At 58.5% G+C, this 15,566-nt stretch carries 12 protein-coding genes and 1 tRNA gene; 10 read left to right on the top strand and 3 right to left on the bottom strand.

Translation table 11 applies throughout. The features are described from left to right. Positions 1-6: 6 nt before the first annotated feature. The 9 genes from HMPREF2836_RS04270 (at position 7) to HMPREF2836_RS04230 (ending at position 12,278) form a co-directional block, all read left to right on the top strand. The gene (locus HMPREF2836_RS04270) at positions 7-1,167 is read left to right on the top strand and encodes a pseudouridine synthase (protein ID WP_005507699.1); all 1,161 of its coding nucleotides are present in this window, start codon (positions 7-9) and stop codon (positions 1,165-1,167) included. Positions 1,168-1,185: 18 nt separating this feature from the next. Continuing rightward, positions 1,186-2,355 (top strand): prephenate dehydrogenase, encoded by a 1,170-nt coding sequence (locus tag HMPREF2836_RS04265; RefSeq protein WP_005507700.1) that lies wholly within the window; start codon positions 1,186-1,188, stop codon positions 2,353-2,355. A gap of 54 nt (positions 2,356-2,409) precedes the next feature. Further along, a complete protein-coding gene (gene cmk, locus HMPREF2836_RS04260; protein ID WP_049326860.1) occupies positions 2,410-3,102 on the top strand; it encodes a (d)CMP kinase in 693 nt (230 codons plus the stop codon). Positions 3,103-3,214: 112 nt separating this feature from the next. Next, entirely contained in the window at positions 3,215-4,795 is a 1,581-nt protein-coding gene (der, locus tag HMPREF2836_RS04255) for a ribosome biogenesis GTPase Der (protein WP_049340798.1), read from the top strand. Positions 4,796-5,021: 226 nt separating this feature from the next. Next, positions 5,022-5,095: transfer RNA gene (locus HMPREF2836_RS04250), tRNA-Pro, on the top strand. A gap of 579 nt (positions 5,096-5,674) precedes the next feature. Next, positions 5,675-7,312 carry an L-lactate permease gene (locus HMPREF2836_RS04245; protein ID WP_070629545.1) on the top strand — a complete coding sequence of 546 codons (1,638 nt, stop codon included), beginning with the start codon at positions 5,675-5,677 and terminating at the stop codon, positions 7,310-7,312. A 465-nt stretch (positions 7,313-7,777) separates the two neighbouring features. Further along, a complete protein-coding gene (locus HMPREF2836_RS04240; RefSeq protein ID WP_070629544.1) occupies positions 7,778-9,400 on the top strand; it encodes an L-lactate permease in 1,623 nt (540 codons plus the stop codon). Positions 9,401-9,991: 591 nt separating this feature from the next. Next, positions 9,992-11,614: an L-lactate permease gene (locus tag HMPREF2836_RS04235; protein ID WP_070629543.1), complete on the top strand. Its 1,623-nt coding sequence runs from the start codon at positions 9,992-9,994 to the stop codon at positions 11,612-11,614. A gap of 274 nt (positions 11,615-11,888) precedes the next feature. Continuing rightward, complete coding sequence (locus HMPREF2836_RS04230; RefSeq protein WP_070629542.1) at positions 11,889-12,278, top strand: DUF1304 domain-containing protein; 390 nt, start codon at positions 11,889-11,891, stop codon at positions 12,276-12,278. A gap of 136 nt (positions 12,279-12,414) precedes the next feature. Here the strand turns inward: HMPREF2836_RS04230 and HMPREF2836_RS04225 are convergent, their stop codons facing one another. Next, complete coding sequence (locus tag HMPREF2836_RS04225) at positions 12,415-13,203, bottom strand: DNA-3-methyladenine glycosylase I (RefSeq protein WP_070629541.1); 789 nt, start codon at positions 13,201-13,203, stop codon at positions 12,415-12,417. 215 nt (positions 13,204-13,418) lie between these two features. Next, complete coding sequence (locus tag HMPREF2836_RS04220) at positions 13,419-14,030, bottom strand: methylated-DNA--[protein]-cysteine S-methyltransferase (protein WP_070600458.1); 612 nt, start codon at positions 14,028-14,030, stop codon at positions 13,419-13,421. Positions 14,031-14,379: 349 nt separating this feature from the next. Between HMPREF2836_RS04220 and HMPREF2836_RS04215 the strand changes: the two genes are divergently transcribed. Further along, positions 14,380-14,994, top strand: a complete 615-nt coding sequence (locus HMPREF2836_RS04215; RefSeq protein ID WP_070629540.1) for a hypothetical protein — start codon at positions 14,380-14,382, stop codon at positions 14,992-14,994. 69 nt (positions 14,995-15,063) lie between these two features. On the opposite strand, the gene HMPREF2836_RS04210 is transcribed toward HMPREF2836_RS04215, so the two are convergent. Then, positions 15,064-15,339, bottom strand: a complete 276-nt coding sequence (locus HMPREF2836_RS04210; RefSeq protein WP_246822819.1) for an N-acyl-D-glutamate deacylase — start codon at positions 15,337-15,339, stop codon at positions 15,064-15,066. Positions 15,340-15,566 lie beyond the last annotated feature (227 nt).

The following is a 15,566-nucleotide window of genomic DNA, read 5'->3' as shown; positions in this document are numbered from 1 at the left end:
AACACCATGGCATATGGAAACTCCTCCCGCGGCGGCCGCTCTGCATCCGGTCGCCCCCAGAACTCCCGCGGTGGCCGTCCCGGCGCTGCTCGTCCCGGTCAGGGCGGTAAGCCCGGCGCTAAGGGCGCATCCGCACGCGGCGGTCGTCCCGGCGCACCGAAGAGTGGCGCAGGCAAGGGCGGCGCAAAGGGCTTCGGCGAGAAGAAGTTCGGTGACAAGAAGTTTGGCGAGAAGAAGTTCGGCGCAGGCCGCGCAGGTTCCGGCCGAGGCCGCGGCACCGAACTGCCCAAGCGCGAACGCCGCGCACCGGGCCGCCCCTACCGCTCCGGCGAAGCCTTCGCAAACGAGCGCGGCGAATACCGCGTCAGCAACTACGCTGGCCCGCACCGCCCCCGCCGCCCCCGCAACGCCCCGGTAGACCACTACGAGTTCTACGACCACGACGGCGTGCGCCTGCAGAAGCTGCTGGCTCAGGCCGGTGTGGCATCCCGCCGCGTCTGCGAAGAAATGATTACCGAAGGCCGCGTTACCGTCAACGGTGAAGTCGTGACCGAGCTGGGTGTGCGCGTGGACCCCTCCAAGGTAACCGTGCAGGTGGACGGCATGACCGTTCAGACCAACGACAAGCTCGTCTACATGGCATTCAACAAGCCCGCCGGCGTGGTCTCCACCATGGAAGACCCCGAAGGTCGCCCCTGCATCTCTGACTTCCTGCGTTCCTCCATGAGCGAGCGCGTGTTCCACGTGGGCCGCCTGGACGTCGAAACTGAGGGTCTGCTGCTGCTGACCAACGACGGTGAACTGGCGAACCGCCTCACCCACCCCTCCTACGAGGTGCCCAAGACCTACCTGGTGCAGGTTCCCGGCCCGATGGAGCCCGGCGTCGGCGCAGCCATGAAGAAGGGCATTCGCCTGGAAGACGGCGTGACCCGCGTTGACGAGTTCAAGCTGGTGGACTCCACCCCCGGCCACGTGCTCGTTGAGGTGACCATCCACTCCGGTAAGAACCGCATCGTGCGCCGCCTCTTCGACGCCGTCGGCTACCCGGTCGAGCGCTTGGTCCGCGTTGAAATGGGCCCGATCCGTATCGGTTCGCAGAAGCAGGGTACCGTCCGTAACCTCTCCAAGGTCGAGATCGGTCACCTGCTCGCTTCGGTGGACATGTAATAACGCTAAGGAGTTGTCATGAGCTCGCCCGCTGAGCTTTCCGCATCTGAGCTGCCCATCGACTCAACACTGACCGGACCGGTGCTCATTATCGGCTCGGGTCTGCTGGGTGCCTCCATTGGTTTGGGGTTGCGTGCGGCAGGATGCGAGGACGTGTACGTCCAAGATATTTCACCCACCGCCGAGGCTGTGGCGCAGGATATTGGTGCAGGTACAAGCTTCTCCACCCTGTCGGAGCAGGAGCGCGCCGCCTTCGCCCCGCAGCTGGTGGTGGTGGCGGCGCCTCCGGATAGTGCCGGTGCCGTGTGCGCTCGCGCGTTGAACACCTATGCGCCTCGACCGGAGGCGGGCTACCCCGGCGCCGTGGTGACGGATGTTGCCTCGGTGAAGGTGCAGCCGCTGGCTGATGTGCTTGCTTCGGGTGCGGATGCGTCCCGTTACGTGGGTTCGCATCCGATGGCTGGGCGTGAGAAGTCGGGCCCGGTGGCTGCTCGCGGTGAGCTGTTCCAGGCGCGTCCGTGGATTATCTGCGAGCACGATTCGGTTCGCCCCGAGTGCGTGCGTCTGGTGCGTTCTGTGGCGGTGGAGCTGGGGGCGATTGTGACTTCTCTGAGCGTTGAGGAGCATGATCAGACGGTTGCCCTGATCTCTCATGTGCCGCAGGCGATGAGTTCGCTGTTGGCTTCGCGTCTGCAGGACACTCCGTTGTATGCGCTGTCCCTGGCGGGTCAGGGTTTGCGCGATACGGTGCGTATCGCAGCTTCGGACCCGACGCTGTGGGTGCAGATTTTTGCGGCGAACGCTGACCCGATTGTGCAGACCCTCTACGGGGTGCGTGATGACCTGAACCGCCTCATTGCGACGCTGGAGAACCCGACGGCATCCGGTGCTCGCCTGGATTTGGCGCAGCTGATGAGCGAAGGCAACGCGGGCGTGAGCCGTATTCCGGGTAAGCACGGTACTGCCCCCGCCGCGTTCGCAAAGATGACGGTGCTGGTGGACGACACCCCCGGCACGCTGGCTCGTTTGCTTGCCGAGATTGGTGAGCTGGGCGCTAACCTTGAGGATTTGCGTCTGGAGCACTCGACGGGTGCCCCGGTGGGTATGGCTGAAATCTCGGTCAATCCGTCTATTCATGAGGCGCTGGTCCGCGATTTGTCGGCTCGCGGTTGGCGTGTTGTGAAGTAGAGTTAAAGCTGTATTTTCCGGCATAAAGTTTGAGACGAATTTGAAGGAGTGCTGATGCACGAGAACCCTAAACTGACGATTGCTATTGACGGTCCCTCCGGTTCCGGTAAGTCGTCTGTGTCGAAGGAAGTTGCACGCCACTTTGGCCTGGCGTACCTGGACACCGGTGCAATGTACCGTGCCGCAACCTACCGTGTGCTGGAACTTGGCATTGACCTGAACGACGCTGAGGCGATCGCGAAGGCTGTCGAGGAGATGCCCCTGGTGTTCGGTACGAACATTAAGGAAGAAGAGATTCTGATGGGCTCGACCGATATCCGTGAGGAGATTCGTAGCGAGCGCATTTCTTCGGCCGTTTCTGCTGTGGCTTCGGTTCCGGCGGTTCGTGAGCACCTGATTGGCCTGCAGCGCTGGATGATTAACCACGCTATTAACGGCATGGTCGCTGAGGGTCGCGACATCACCACCGTAGTTGCCCCCGACGCTGATGCGCGCATCCTGCTGACTGCTTCTGAAGAGGTGCGCATGGCGCGCCGCGGCCTGGAGAACGCGGAGAAGTCCGGTGCTTCGGGTGACTTGAGCAAGCAGATCGCTGAGCGTGATGCGAAGGATTCGAAGGTCAATAACTTTATGGAAGCTGCCGAGGGCGTGACCCTGGTGGACAGCTCGGATCTTGATTTTAATGCGACGGTCTCTGCAGTGATTAACGCTGTGAATGACCAGTTGAAGGCGAAGCGCGAGGGCTAGGCTCCGCCGAAACGCTGGGGGAGTGGTGCAACCGCTCCCGAGAAGACGTTGAGCCGCGCTCGCGTGCTGACCGGTTGGTTGGGCGCGGGGGCGGGTAGAGAAAGGAATGCGCATGGCTGAGGACGCTATCCGCGACGATTACGAAGATAAGTACCTGGGCGGTGGCGAGGACGACGTTATCGAGCGCCTCGCTGAGATTGATGATGAGACCGCTGACCAGCGTGCTCAGGCTCTTCTTGAGGGTCTTGAGGATTACGACCTGGATGAAGAGGACCGCGCCCTGCTGGGTGCTTGGGGCTTCGACATTGAGGAAGAGGAAGAGCAGCTCGCTGATCCGGTAGTGGCGATTGTTGGCCGCCCGAATGTGGGTAAGTCGACCATCATTAACCGTATTCTGGGCCGCCGTGAAGCGGTGGTTGAGGATAAGCCGGGTGTGACTCGTGACCGCGTGTCCTATAAGGCTGAGTGGCTGGGTAAGAGCTTCACCCTGGTTGATACCGGTGGTTGGGAGTCTGACGCTCGCGGTATTGATGCTCAGGTTGCTGAGCAGGCTGAGATTGCTGTGGAGCAGGCCGATGTTGTGGTCCTGGTGGTTGACGCTCGCGTGGGTGTGACCGCTTCGGACGAGCAGATTGTGCGTATGCTGCGCCGCGTGAAGAAGCCGATCATTCTGATTGCTAACAAGATTGATGACGCTCACCTGGAGCCGGAGATTTATAACCTCTGGTCGCTGGGTATGGGTCAGCCGTTCCCGGTGTCGGGTCTGCACGGCCGTGGCCTGGCGGATGCTCTGGACGAGATCCTTGAGGTCATGCCGGAGCACTCGCAGTTCGCTCAGCCGGAGGCGCTGGGTGGCCCGCGTCGTGTGGCTCTGGTGGGTCGCCCGAACGTGGGTAAGTCGTCGCTGCTGAATAAGCTGGCTGGTTCTGAGCGTGCCGTGGTGAACGACCTGGCTGGTACGACTCGTGACCCGATTGACGAGATTATTGAGCTGGGCGGCTACCCCTGGCGTTTTGTGGATACCGCGGGTATTCGCCGTCGCCAGCACATGGCTAAGGGCGCGGAGTTCTACTCTTCGCTGCGTACTCAGACTGCTCTGGAGCGTTCTGAGGTTGCCGTGGTGCTGCTGGATGTTTCCGAGCCGATTTCTGAGCAGGACGTGCGCATCGTGCAGACCGTGATTGATTCGGGTCGTGCGATGGTCCTGGCATTCAATAAGTGGGATACCCTCGATGAGGATCGCCGCTACATGCTTGAGCGCGAGATTGAGCGCGACCTGGCGCACGTGCAGTGGGCGCCTCGCGTGAACATTTCGGCGAAGACCGGCTGGCACAAGGACAAGCTGGTGCCCGCCCTGGAGCACTCGCTGGAGTCGTGGGATTCGCGTATTCCGACCGGTCGCCTGAACGCGTTCCTGGGCGAGATTGTTGCTGCGCATCCGCACCCGCTGCGTGGTGGTAAGCAGCCGCGTATTCTCTTCGGTACTCAGGTGTCTTCGCGTCCGCCGAAGTTCGTGCTCTTTACTACCGGTTTCTTGGATCCGGGTTACCGTCGCTTCATTATGCGTCGTCTGCGTGAGACTTTTGATTTCACGGGTACTCCGATTGAGATTTCGATGCGTGTGCGTGAGCGTCGTTCCTTGGGTGAGCGTCAGAGCGCGAAGGCTAAGAAGGGCAAGAGCGGCCGCCGCTAGTAGCGGGGGTGTCTGCTTGATGCCGTGTTGCTGGGCTGGCCCTTTGTTAGGCTTGGCCCCCGCGTACCGGATTCTGTGCGGAAAATCTGTATGGAAATCTGCGAGGAAAAGATTTTTAAGATTTTTTCTAGAAATAGGGATTCTGGCTTGCGCGGGGGTTAAAAGCCCGGTATAGTTATTCGAGTGTTCAGGGGAAACCTTGAAAACAATATCGTGAATAACGAATCGGGTTGTGGCGCAGCTTGGTAGCGCACTTGACTGGGGGTCAAGGGGTCGCAGGTTCAAATCCTGTCAACCCGACAGATAAAGCTCCGGAAGGTTTTTCCTTCCGGAGCTTTTTTGTATGCCGTTTAGTGGTTTTATGGTTTGCCTGCTCGGGCGAGGAAACGCGGGAGTCGGCGCCAAAACACGGCTGGAAGCACCGAAGTGCGTTCTCTTCCTTGAGATGGCGGGGGAGGGGTCGGCATTGCACCTGTAAAGCGGTGGGGCTTTAGGTTAGTGTGCAATTATGAGCTTCGATCTAAATGTTGGAATATGCCCGATTTTGTGGGTGTTCGGTGGTACATTGGGTACACAAGGAATTGCGTTTTTGGGATTAGAGATTCATTATCCTGCCCCTGAAATTCCCTTGACAAATCAAGGAATATTTAGGTTTCTGTGACAAAAACGCCGTTTCAACACACTAAATTTCATAACCGCAAAACCAACACGAACCCAAGTGAAGGCATATATCCCCAAGGGATAGCGTCCTTAACGCATCAAACAGCTAGGTGTACGCACCTGCAACACACGGCACACACGCCGCCACACGCGTCGCTGGGAAGGTTTTGCGGCACGACACAATCCCGCCCCTGGGCGCGGAAAGGAACACAGTACATCATGTGGCAGCAAGTCTACGACCCGCTGAACTCGAGCGCACTCTCCGCACTCGTGGCAGCAGTCCCGATTATTTTCTTCCTTCTGGGCCTCACCGTCCTGAAGCTCAGCGGTATTAAATCTGCCGTTATCTCCCTCGTCATTGCACTGGTCATCGGTTGCGCTATCTTCGGCATGCCCATCACTGCCGGTGCAGGATCCATCCTCTACGGCTTCCTCTCGGGCATGTGGCCCATCGGCTGGATCGTGCTCATGGCAGTGTGGCTCTACCGCATTTCTGTGCGTTCCGGCGGCTTCGAAATTGTTCGCTCCTCCATCTCCTCCATCTCTACCGACCAGCGCATCCAGATGCTGTTGATCGCATTCTGCTTCGGCGGCTTCCTTGAAGGCGCTGCAGGCTTCGGTATCCCGATTGCTATCTGTGCTGCACTGCTCGTGTCCCTGGGTTTCAACCCGCTCAAGGCCGCAATGTTCGCACTGATTGCTAACGTGAGCTCCGGTGCATACGGCGCTATCGGTATCCCCGTGACCACCGCAGCAACCCGCGGCGGCGTGGACCTGCATGCACTGTCCATCGAAATGGTCCTGGTTATCCAGATCATGGCGGCTCTCATCCCCGTACTGCTTGTTGCTATTCAGGACGGTCTGCGCGGTATCCGCGAAGTCGGTCTGGTAGCACTGATTGTTGGTCTGATTTACTCTGGCGGCCAGTCTGTCCTGCTCGCAGGCCTCGGTAACCCCGAGCTCGTCGACATCATCCCGCCGCTGCTGGCTCTGATTGCTCTGGCACTCATCATGCAGAAGTGGCAGCCCAAGAACATCTTCCGTGAGCCCACCGCTCCCTCCCTGGAAGAGGTTGAGGCTCAGCAGAGCGTCAAGCACACCGGTGGCGAAATCCTCAAGGCATGGAGCCCCTTCGTCTACCTGTCCGTCGTGATTCTGCTCTGGTCCACCGCGATGAAGCCGCTCTTTGCTAAGGGGGGTCTGCTGGCCTTCAGTAACATCACCTTCCCCGTTCCGTGGCTGCACCAGACCATCCAGCAGACCGCACCGATCGTTGCAACCCCCAAGGCAATTGACGTGACCTACACCTGGAACATCATTGGTGCTTCCGGTACCGCAATTCTGGTGGCTGCAATCATCACCATCCTGACCTCCTCCATCAGCTGGGGCGAGGCTATCGAGGAACTCGGTGCAACCTGGAAGCAGCTGCAGACCCCGATCATCATGATCTGCCTGGTCATGTCCGTTGCTAACGTCATGAACTACGCGGGTATGATTACCTCCATCGCACTGGCTGTTGCCGCTGTGGGCGCAATCTTCCCGCTGCTGTCCCCGATCATCGGTTGGATCGGCGTGTTCGTGACCGGCTCTGTGGTGAACAGCAACATCCTCTTCGCCGGCCTGCAGGCTACCACCGCACATCAGATTGGTGTCAGCCAGACCCTGCTGATTGCATCTAACACCGCCGGTGGTGTGATGGCGAAGATTGTTTCCCCGCAGTCCATTGCAATTGCTGCTGCTGCTGTGAACAGCTCCGGCGAGGAATCCAAGATTACCTCCATGGCAATCAAGTACAGCGCAATCCTGCTGGCTATCACCTGTGTTTGGAGTTACGTTCTGTCCCTGGTTGTTTCCTAAACAGCGTGAAGCTCCGATGCGTGTAACCTGCCTTCCCTGAAAGGTGAGGTACCGCGACACGGTTTAGCGAAAGCCCCCTTCTACTTCGGTAGGAGGGGGCTTTCGCGTTTCTGTATTTGTGGGCTGGGGGAGGTGTAAATATGCATATAAGTTTCATTTGTGCACACTTAAGGTCATCCTATCCTGAAGTCTTGGGAGAGACCTGTTAGCTTAAACAGATAAAGTCATGAGCACCTAGTGAGTGGGAAAGACTTCGTTCACCACCGTCTCGCTAGGGTGTATCGCCGCGGCAAATCACCAGGCAGTCAGAATCTCAAGACCATCACGCTTCACCGATGGACCCATCCACGACGTATGGACGGGCCCATCGGTTTTTATGCGGCCCAAACGCTTCCATACAGCGCAGACGCCGTACCGGAAGAAGCGACCGCTAATACACACAGACCGAAAGGAACACCCGCCCCAATGTGGCAGCAAACCTACGACCCGCTGAACTCACCGGTGCTCTCCGCGCTGGTTGCCGCAGTGCCCATCATCCTCTTCCTGCTGGGCCTGACCGTCCTGAAACTCAGCGGCCTCAAATCAGCACTGCTGACCCTCGGCACCACCCTCATCATCGGTTGCGCCATCTTCGGCCTGCCCATCACCGCAGGTGCCGGTTCCATCCTCTCCGGCTTCCTCTCGGGCGCATGGCCCATCGGCTGGATCGTGCTCATGGCGGTGTGGCTCTACCGCATCGCCGTACGCGCCGGTAACTTCGACATCGTGCGTTCCTCCGTCTCCTCCATCTCGAACGACCAGCGCATCCAGGTGCTGCTGATTGCCTTCTGCTTCGGTGGCTTCATCGAAGGCGCAGCAGGCTTCGGCATCCCGATCGCTATCTCTGCGGCACTGCTGGTATCCCTGGGCTTCAACCCCCTCAAGGCATCTATGCTGGCGCTGGTAGCTAACGCCGCATCCGGCGCATACGGTGCTATCGGTATCCCCGTGACCACCGCAGCTAAGGTTGGCGGCCTGGACACCGCACACCTGTCCGCAGGCATGGTTCCGGTACTGCAGATCTTCGTCGCCTTCGTGCCGCTGCTGATGGTCGCAATCCAGGACGGTATGCGCGGCATCCGCGAAGTCGGCCTGGTCGCACTCATGACCGGCATCATCTTCTCCGGCGGTCAGGCAGCTATCCTGATGCTGCTCGGCTCGCCCGAACTGGTCGACATCATCCCGCCGCTGCTGTCCCTGGTGGCGCTGGCGCTCGTGATGCAGAAGTGGCAACCCAAGCACATCTACCGTGAACCCACTGCACCCAGCCTCGAAGAAGCCCAGGCTCAGCAGAACGTCAAGCACACCGGTGGCGAGATTGTTAAGGCGTGGAGCCCCTTCATCTTCCTCTCCGCAACCATCCTGCTCTGGTCCACTGCCCTGAAGCCGATTTTCGCAACCAACGGCCCGCTGGGTGCTGCAACCCTGGCGTTCCCCATCCCCGGCATTCACGAAGCCATCACCACCGGTACCGGCAAGACCGTGACCGCGATGTTCTCCTGGAACACCCTGGGAGCATCCGGCACCGCAATTCTGGTGGCGGCACTCATCACCATCCTGACCTCCTCCATTAGCTGGGGTGAAGCCTTCGAAGAACTTGGCGGTACCTGGAACCAGCTGAAGATGCCGATCCTCATGATCTGCCTGGTCATGTCCGTCGCAAACGTCATGAACTATGCCGGTATGACTACCTCCATCGCTCTGGCGCTCGCGGCAGCCGGCCCGGTCTTCCCGCTGCTGTCCCCGATTATCGGTTGGATTGGCGTGTTTGTGACCGGTTCCGTGACCAACGCTAACGTGCTCTTCGCGGGCCTGCAGTCCACCACCGCAGCCCAGATCGCTGTTGACCCGACCCTGCTCGTGGCCGCAAACACCGCCGGTGGCGTGATGGGCAAGATCGTCTCCCCGCAGTCCATCGCGATTGCGGCGGCGGCTGTGAACAGCGCAGGCGAGGAATCGAAGATTACCTCCATGTCCATCAAGTACAGCGCTATTCTGCTGGGCCTGGTCTGCGTCTGGTCCTTCGCGCTGTCGCTCATGGCTGGCTAACACTCATGGCTGGCTAAAGCCATTCGTGAGTCTCATATCGGGGCAGATAGCAATAAGACGCTGAACCCCTAATGATTCTGAGGTAAAGCCCCCTTCTCGACCCGTGCGGTCGGGGAGGGGGCTTTGTCTTACCTGCCGCCGTATAAGTTTGGCTCGGGCAGTAGAAAGGGACTGAGCGGAGAAAAAACTACCGACAAGGACTAAATCGTAATGACTCTTAACTAGCGTTTCACACTGTAAAAGCACCCAGTACCTAGCAAAGGACCCACCTGCCACAGTGATACAGTTCTCAGTGGGCATTGGCGCCGTAGGCGAGAGCACGAGCTAAGGAACTTTTAGCTTCGAGGCCTCCAACGAGAGAACCAACGCCCCGCATCGTGGAAATATCCTTCCCCGCGCCCCCTGCCTTCAGCCAAGGCTACAACACAGACACATGATGTTGCTACGCCTTTCACGTTCAGGGACCCTCAGCGGTAGATGCGTCGTGAGGCTACGCCTCGTACTACCCCATAAGGGCAGGCGGACGCACCCTACAGCGGCATCCAAACCGCTGTAGGTACACCCTGCGGCGAGGAAGGACATACCACTCTCATGTGGTCGCAGACCTACGATCCCCTCAACTCCCCGGTGCTCTCTGCACTTGTAGCGGCATCCCCCATTATTCTTTTTCTACTCTGCCTCACGGTTTTCAAACTCAGCGGCATCAAATCAGCGCTAATCACCCTAGCCCTGACCCTGTGCATCGCACTCGGAGTCTTCCACCTGCCCTGGACAGCAGCCGCAGGTTCTATTTTCTACGGATTCCTCTCAGCGCTATGGCCTATTGCATGGATTGTGCTCATGGCAGTGTGGCTCTACCGCATCGCGGTGCGCAGCGGAAAATTCGCCATCGTGAGGTCCTCTGTTTCCTCAATCTCAGCGGACCAGCGCATCCAGGTGCTACTCATCGCCCTCTGCTTTGCCGGGTTTATTGAGGGTGCGGCGGGCTTCGGCATCCCGATTGCTATTTCTGTGGCGCTACTGGTTGCCCTGGGCTTCAACCCGCTCAAAGCCGCTATGCTCTCCCTGGTCGCTAACGCCACCGTGGGCGCCTACGGTGCGGTCGGTATTCCTGTGACCACCGGTGCCGCTATCGGTAACGTAGACCTGGGGCACCTATCCAACCAGATGGTTTGGGTCCTGCAGATCTTTGCGGCCCTCGTACCCGTGCTCGTGGTAGCTATTCAGGACGGTCTGCGCGGCATTCGTGAGGTAGGCTTAGTAGCGCTCGCAACCGGTATCGTGATTTCTGGCCTGCAGAGCATCATGCTGTGGGTCCTGCAGGACCCCGAGCTCATCGGCATTGTGCCGCCCCTTGTCGGCCTGGTGTTCCTGGCAGTAGTGATGCGTTTCTGGCAGCCCAAGAACATCTATCGCGAGCCCACCGCACCGACTCTAGAAGAGCTCTCCGCACAGGACGAACCGACGTACACCCTGCGCGAAGTTGCGAGCGCCTGGAGCCCCTTCATCTTCCTTTCCATCACCATCCTGCTCTGGTCCACCGTGCTGCGCCCCGTCTTTGACCATAACGGAGCCCTGGGTTTTGCAAACCTGAGCTTCCACGTGCCCGGTATCCACCATCAGATCGGCGACGGTGAAGGCCTCGCTATCCACGCAGTCTTCAACTGGAACATTCTGGGTGCGGCGGGTACCGCCATTTTGGTGGCGGCTCTGCTCTCTGCGTTCACTTCGAAAATTACCGTCCGTGAGACTCTGGAAGAACTCAACGGCGCATGGCAGCAGTTGAAGAAGCCCATCTACATGATTTGCCTGGTCATGTCCGTAGCAAACCTCATGAACTACGCGGGCATGACCTCCTCCATCGCTCTGGCGGTAGCTACCGCGGGTGCACTCTTCCCGCTCTTCTCGCCCATAATCGGCTGGGTTGGCGTGTTCGTGACCGGTTCGGTGACCAACAACAACGTGCTCTTCGCCGGTCTGCAGGCAAGCACCGCGCATCAGATTGGTGTAGCCCCCGCCATACTGGTTGCAGCCAATACCTCTGGTGGCGTGATGGGTAAGATTGTGTCCCCGCAGTCGATTGCGGTGGCGGTTGCCGCCGTGAACGAGGCAGGGCAGGAGTCGAAGGTTACCTCCATAACCATCAAGTACAGTCTCTTCCTGCTGGTACTGCTGTGCATGTGGACGTACCTGCTCACGCTCATCGTGCACTAGGCTTTTAAGCGACTTTTCCTGTCTTCGAGGAAGAACCGGAGAGATACGCAGAACGCTCGTTGCGAGGTCATGTCGCGGTGAGCGTTCGCCGTATCTGAGGTACCCAATGTCATACGATGCGGATAATCCACTCGGCAGGAGTAGAATTAGTGTTTGTGCCCACACACCGGAGACGTGCACAGGAGAGGCTGCCCGGCTGTTATCTGTGCGTTACTCGCTCGCCCGCTGCGTGAGACACACGGCTAACAGATGACCTACTACTCAAGGAGAAACAATGCAGGCACTCGCAACGGTCACCACCGTTTTTGCCTTCGTAGCAATCGCTATTCACGTGTACATCTGGATTATCGAATCCTTCCTCTGGACTAAGCCCAAGGGCCGCGAAACCTTCGGAATGACCGAAGAATTCGCCGAGTCCACCAAGGAGATGGCGGCAAACCAGGGCCTGTACAACCTGATGCTCGCCTGGATCGCCGCAACCGGTTTGCTCGCTTTCTGGTTCGGTTCCCCGCAGGTGGGTGTGGCACTCATGTTCGCAGGCCTGGGCTCCATGGCGATTGCCGGTGTCTACCTGTTCCTCACCTCCCCGAATAAGCGTAAGCCGGCACTGATTCAGCTGACCCCGCCGCTGCTGTCTTTGATCTTCCTCTTCGTGATGATCTAACCCTGTGACGACCTAATTCAGAGCGGAACATCTCAACGTATAGAAGCCGCGTGCTTACTTCTACGAAGTGGCGCGCGGCTTTTCTGCGCCCTTAGACGCGAGCACGCCGAGTGAGGGGAGCTTAGGGCGAGGGGGCTTAGGTAAAGAGCCCCGAACAGCCTCGCCGATGCGAACCCACCAGGTGAGCGTCGACCATACCGACCGCGCACATGAGCGCATAGGCGGTCACCGGACCCAAGAACACACCTCCTAGAGCTTTAAAAGATTTGGCAAGAAGCGCGGACTCGGGTGTATCTGTCGGAATATCGTCCAGGGTATGCGGTGCGATAGTCTCGCGCGGCGCGAAGGACCACAGCCACGCCGGCAGCCCGCCCGGTACACGCGTGCCATCGGATAGGGTGCGCTCGCGCATCCGGTCCAAATCTTCATCGCGGAGCGTACGAACTCGACGGCGGCAGGCATTCGGCGCTTCAACGCTATCCGTATTGGTCGGGGTAGAAGAGTGGGTGATAAGGGGAAGATGAACATCCTCTGCGGAGGCGTCACGCGGCGTGGCGGCAAGCTCACGCATCCGAAGGGTCAATTGTGCATTGGAGATGACCGCGCGAATCTTCCGCTCGTTACGGATAATCTCTTCGTCCTGGAGGAGTCGCGCAACATCCTGGTCGGTGAACGCGGCCACGCGTTCGGGATCGAACCCCTCGAAAGCGCGACGAAATGCCTCACGGCGGGCAAGAATCGTGCGCCAGGAGAGGCCCACCTGAAAAGCTTCGAGGCTCAGGGCTTCGAAGAGTCCCCGCTCATCGGTGACGGGCATGCCCCATTCGGCGTCGTAGTAGTCGCGCAGAAGCTTATCGGTCACCCACATGGGGTAGCTCGGGGTGTTTTCGAGGGGGTTGGCGGGAATAGTAGGTTGCGAGGTCACGGTTTCTCCTCTCTGAGATTGCTGTGCTCATCCGAGTATTTCGGAAGCATGTTCTACTTAAACACTAGCCCTAGCGTGAGTAAATCGCAAGTATATTCGATTATGTGTCGTGGTGCAGAGCAACGAAACCGAAAACAGGTACGACAGAGGGCGGAGCCTGCATCCGATGCACGCTCCGCCCTCTGATAAGTCTCAATCACTGCCGGGTGACCTAGCTAGAAGAGCCGCGCCTCCCGCACCTCTTCCGGCTCCTCCAGATCGAGAAGGAACTGCTTACGCTCAACACCGCCAGCGTAGCCAGTCAAACTACCATCAGCACCAATAACGCGGTGACACGGAATCATAATAGAAACCTTATTGCGGCCGACCGCCTGCCCCACAGCCTGCGCCGGAGCACCGGGGCCAACCGCACGCGAAATCTCACCGTAAGTGGTGGTGTACCCGGCAGGAACAGTCTTCAGGTGCTCCCACACAATCAGCTGAAAATCGGTGCCCTCAGGATCTAGCGGCAACGTAAAAGAAGTGCGCTTGCGCTCAAAATACTCGGAGAGCTCTGCCGCAGCACGCGACAGCAGCTGTGCCGCAGCATACTTGCCGGTAGGCTCTTCACCTTCAGTAGCGCTGTGATCCCGCAGGTAGGCGTCAGGATTCTCAATCAGTCCACCAAGCTCATGAGGGAGCGGAAAATGCGCCTGGTCCTCGTACCAGATGCCGACAACCGCATCCGCGCGGGCGGCGATGTAGAGAGTGCCCACGGGGCTTGCGTAGCGCGTGTACCAGCGCGCGAGCGCTTCCGGCGGCTGCGGCGAATCGGTCGCTTTGGTCATGCTCTTCCTCGTAGGCTCCAGGGCGTGTACTGCAGATGGTATTAGAGATAAATATCCCTTTCAACCATCATAGGGGAGGGGTGCCTCCGTACCGTACCCGTAGCGGGTTTTGTCTATAACTGGCCGTTATGTATGAGGTTTATACCCCTGTGTTTATACCCCCTGGGAAGCATCTCAGGATGCCCCGTCAATTTTGCCTGAACCTGAAGAGCTGGCATTCTGTGAAGTACACACCGATACACCGCAATTCAATACTCCGGCTTCTCCACCCCGCAGCGGGTAGGGGATGGCCTGTGTTTCTCGTGCCTCAACGATGGGTTCAACGACGACTGAAATTGCAAGGAGAAACATGGAAGAGCTGAAAGACATCCGCCGGCAACTCAAGGAAAACCCGGAGAGCCGAGAACTCAATAACCGTTACGCGCAGGCGTGCCTCGACATTGCGAAAGAATATACCGTTACGTCCCAGGGACATATCTTTATTTGCTCGCCCTCAGATTTAGAAGCTGTACGGTACATCATGGCCAAGATCCCTAACGCTTCGCCTCTAGACGGCGAAACCTTGCAGGAATACAAACGCCTGGAGAGAGCCGTTACCCAAGCTCGTATGAATAGAGGCAAGCCCGGTAGCAAGATGGGCATTTACTATGCCCTCATCCTTTTTATGGTGATGCCTTCCATGGCGGCACCAGTCCTTCTGTTATGGGAACTCACCGTGCTTGGCTCAGACCACACCCGCGACCCGAGAGCTCTTATTTACCTGATTCCTGTCGCTCTCATTACCGCTGCGCTTCTCTGGGTTGGGTGGCTTTTTGAACGAATCCCCGGCTGGAAATATAACGCTCTGATCGTCGAAAAGAACAAAAAGATAGAACTAGCCAGAGCCGAAGCTGAAACACGTCAAAGTACTGACTCAAACCGTTCAGACATGGTTGCAGTATCGGACTCTGAACCGCAATCTTAAAGTAAATGTGCCGCCTCACCGGTATCAGTGAGGCGGCACATTTATGCTGTCTAAGGGAAGAGAAGCACGCTACTTAGCGGCTACTCCATCAGCGTTGCCCTCGGCGTGGTGCAGATGCGGCAGGTGAGTCGAGTGTAGGTCGTGACCGAGCACATCGTGCGCGTCCGGGTCCTCGTTCGGGAGCACGTGCGAGTACTTGGAGTAGTAGCGGTACAGCGCGTAGGCGCCAATCACCGTCAGCACGATAGCAATGCCCAGAGCCCACGGCACAGCGGCGGCAGAATACATAACAGAGAAGAGCACCAACAACCAGGAGAGAGCAGCTGCAAGAACTGAAACGTTCATAGCAATAATTGCAAGCTTACGGCGACGGACATCAACCATAATCGGTGCGGGAAACCCGCTCCCTCCTTCCAACGGAGCCTCTCTCCGTTCTCACGACCACCGGAAGGTGCCAGATGCGTAACTAACCGCCATCTTCGGTGGTCAGAATAGAATCAATAAGCCTATATATCTATGATACGGCGCTTGAAGTAGACATCAAAGGTTTACAAACACCATTAGAGCAACCC

The sequence above is a fragment of the Rothia sp. HMSC065C12 genome (assembly GCF_001812085.1).
Classification (GTDB): Bacteria; Actinomycetota; Actinomycetes; order Actinomycetales; family Micrococcaceae; genus Rothia; species Rothia mucilaginosa.
This window is presented reverse-complemented; position numbering and strand designations above follow the sequence as displayed.

Excerpts from the sequence above, each read along its gene's own strand:
- HMPREF2836_RS04270 (WP_005507699.1), top strand. The coding sequence starts at position 7 with ATGGCATATGGAAACTCCTCCCGCGGCGGCCGCTCTGCATCCGGTCGC.
- HMPREF2836_RS04265 (WP_005507700.1), top strand. The coding sequence starts at position 1,186 with ATGAGCTCGCCCGCTGAGCTTTCCGCATCTGAGCTGCCCATCGACTCA.
- cmk (WP_049326860.1), top strand. The coding sequence starts at position 2,410 with ATGCACGAGAACCCTAAACTGACGATTGCTATTGACGGTCCCTCCGGT.
- der (WP_049340798.1), top strand. The coding sequence starts at position 3,215 with ATGGCTGAGGACGCTATCCGCGACGATTACGAAGATAAGTACCTGGGC.
- HMPREF2836_RS04245 (WP_070629545.1), top strand. The coding sequence starts at position 5,675 with ATGTGGCAGCAAGTCTACGACCCGCTGAACTCGAGCGCACTCTCCGCA.
- HMPREF2836_RS04240 (WP_070629544.1), top strand. The coding sequence starts at position 7,778 with ATGTGGCAGCAAACCTACGACCCGCTGAACTCACCGGTGCTCTCCGCG.
- HMPREF2836_RS04235 (WP_070629543.1), top strand. The coding sequence starts at position 9,992 with ATGTGGTCGCAGACCTACGATCCCCTCAACTCCCCGGTGCTCTCTGCA.
- HMPREF2836_RS04230 (WP_070629542.1), top strand. The coding sequence starts at position 11,889 with ATGCAGGCACTCGCAACGGTCACCACCGTTTTTGCCTTCGTAGCAATC.
- HMPREF2836_RS04220 (WP_070600458.1), bottom strand. The coding sequence starts at position 14,030 with ATGACCAAAGCGACCGATTCGCCGCAGCCGCCGGAAGCGCTCGCGCGC.
- HMPREF2836_RS04215 (WP_070629540.1), top strand. The coding sequence starts at position 14,380 with ATGGAAGAGCTGAAAGACATCCGCCGGCAACTCAAGGAAAACCCGGAG.
- HMPREF2836_RS04210 (WP_246822819.1), bottom strand. The coding sequence starts at position 15,339 with ATGAACGTTTCAGTTCTTGCAGCTGCTCTCTCCTGGTTGTTGGTGCTC.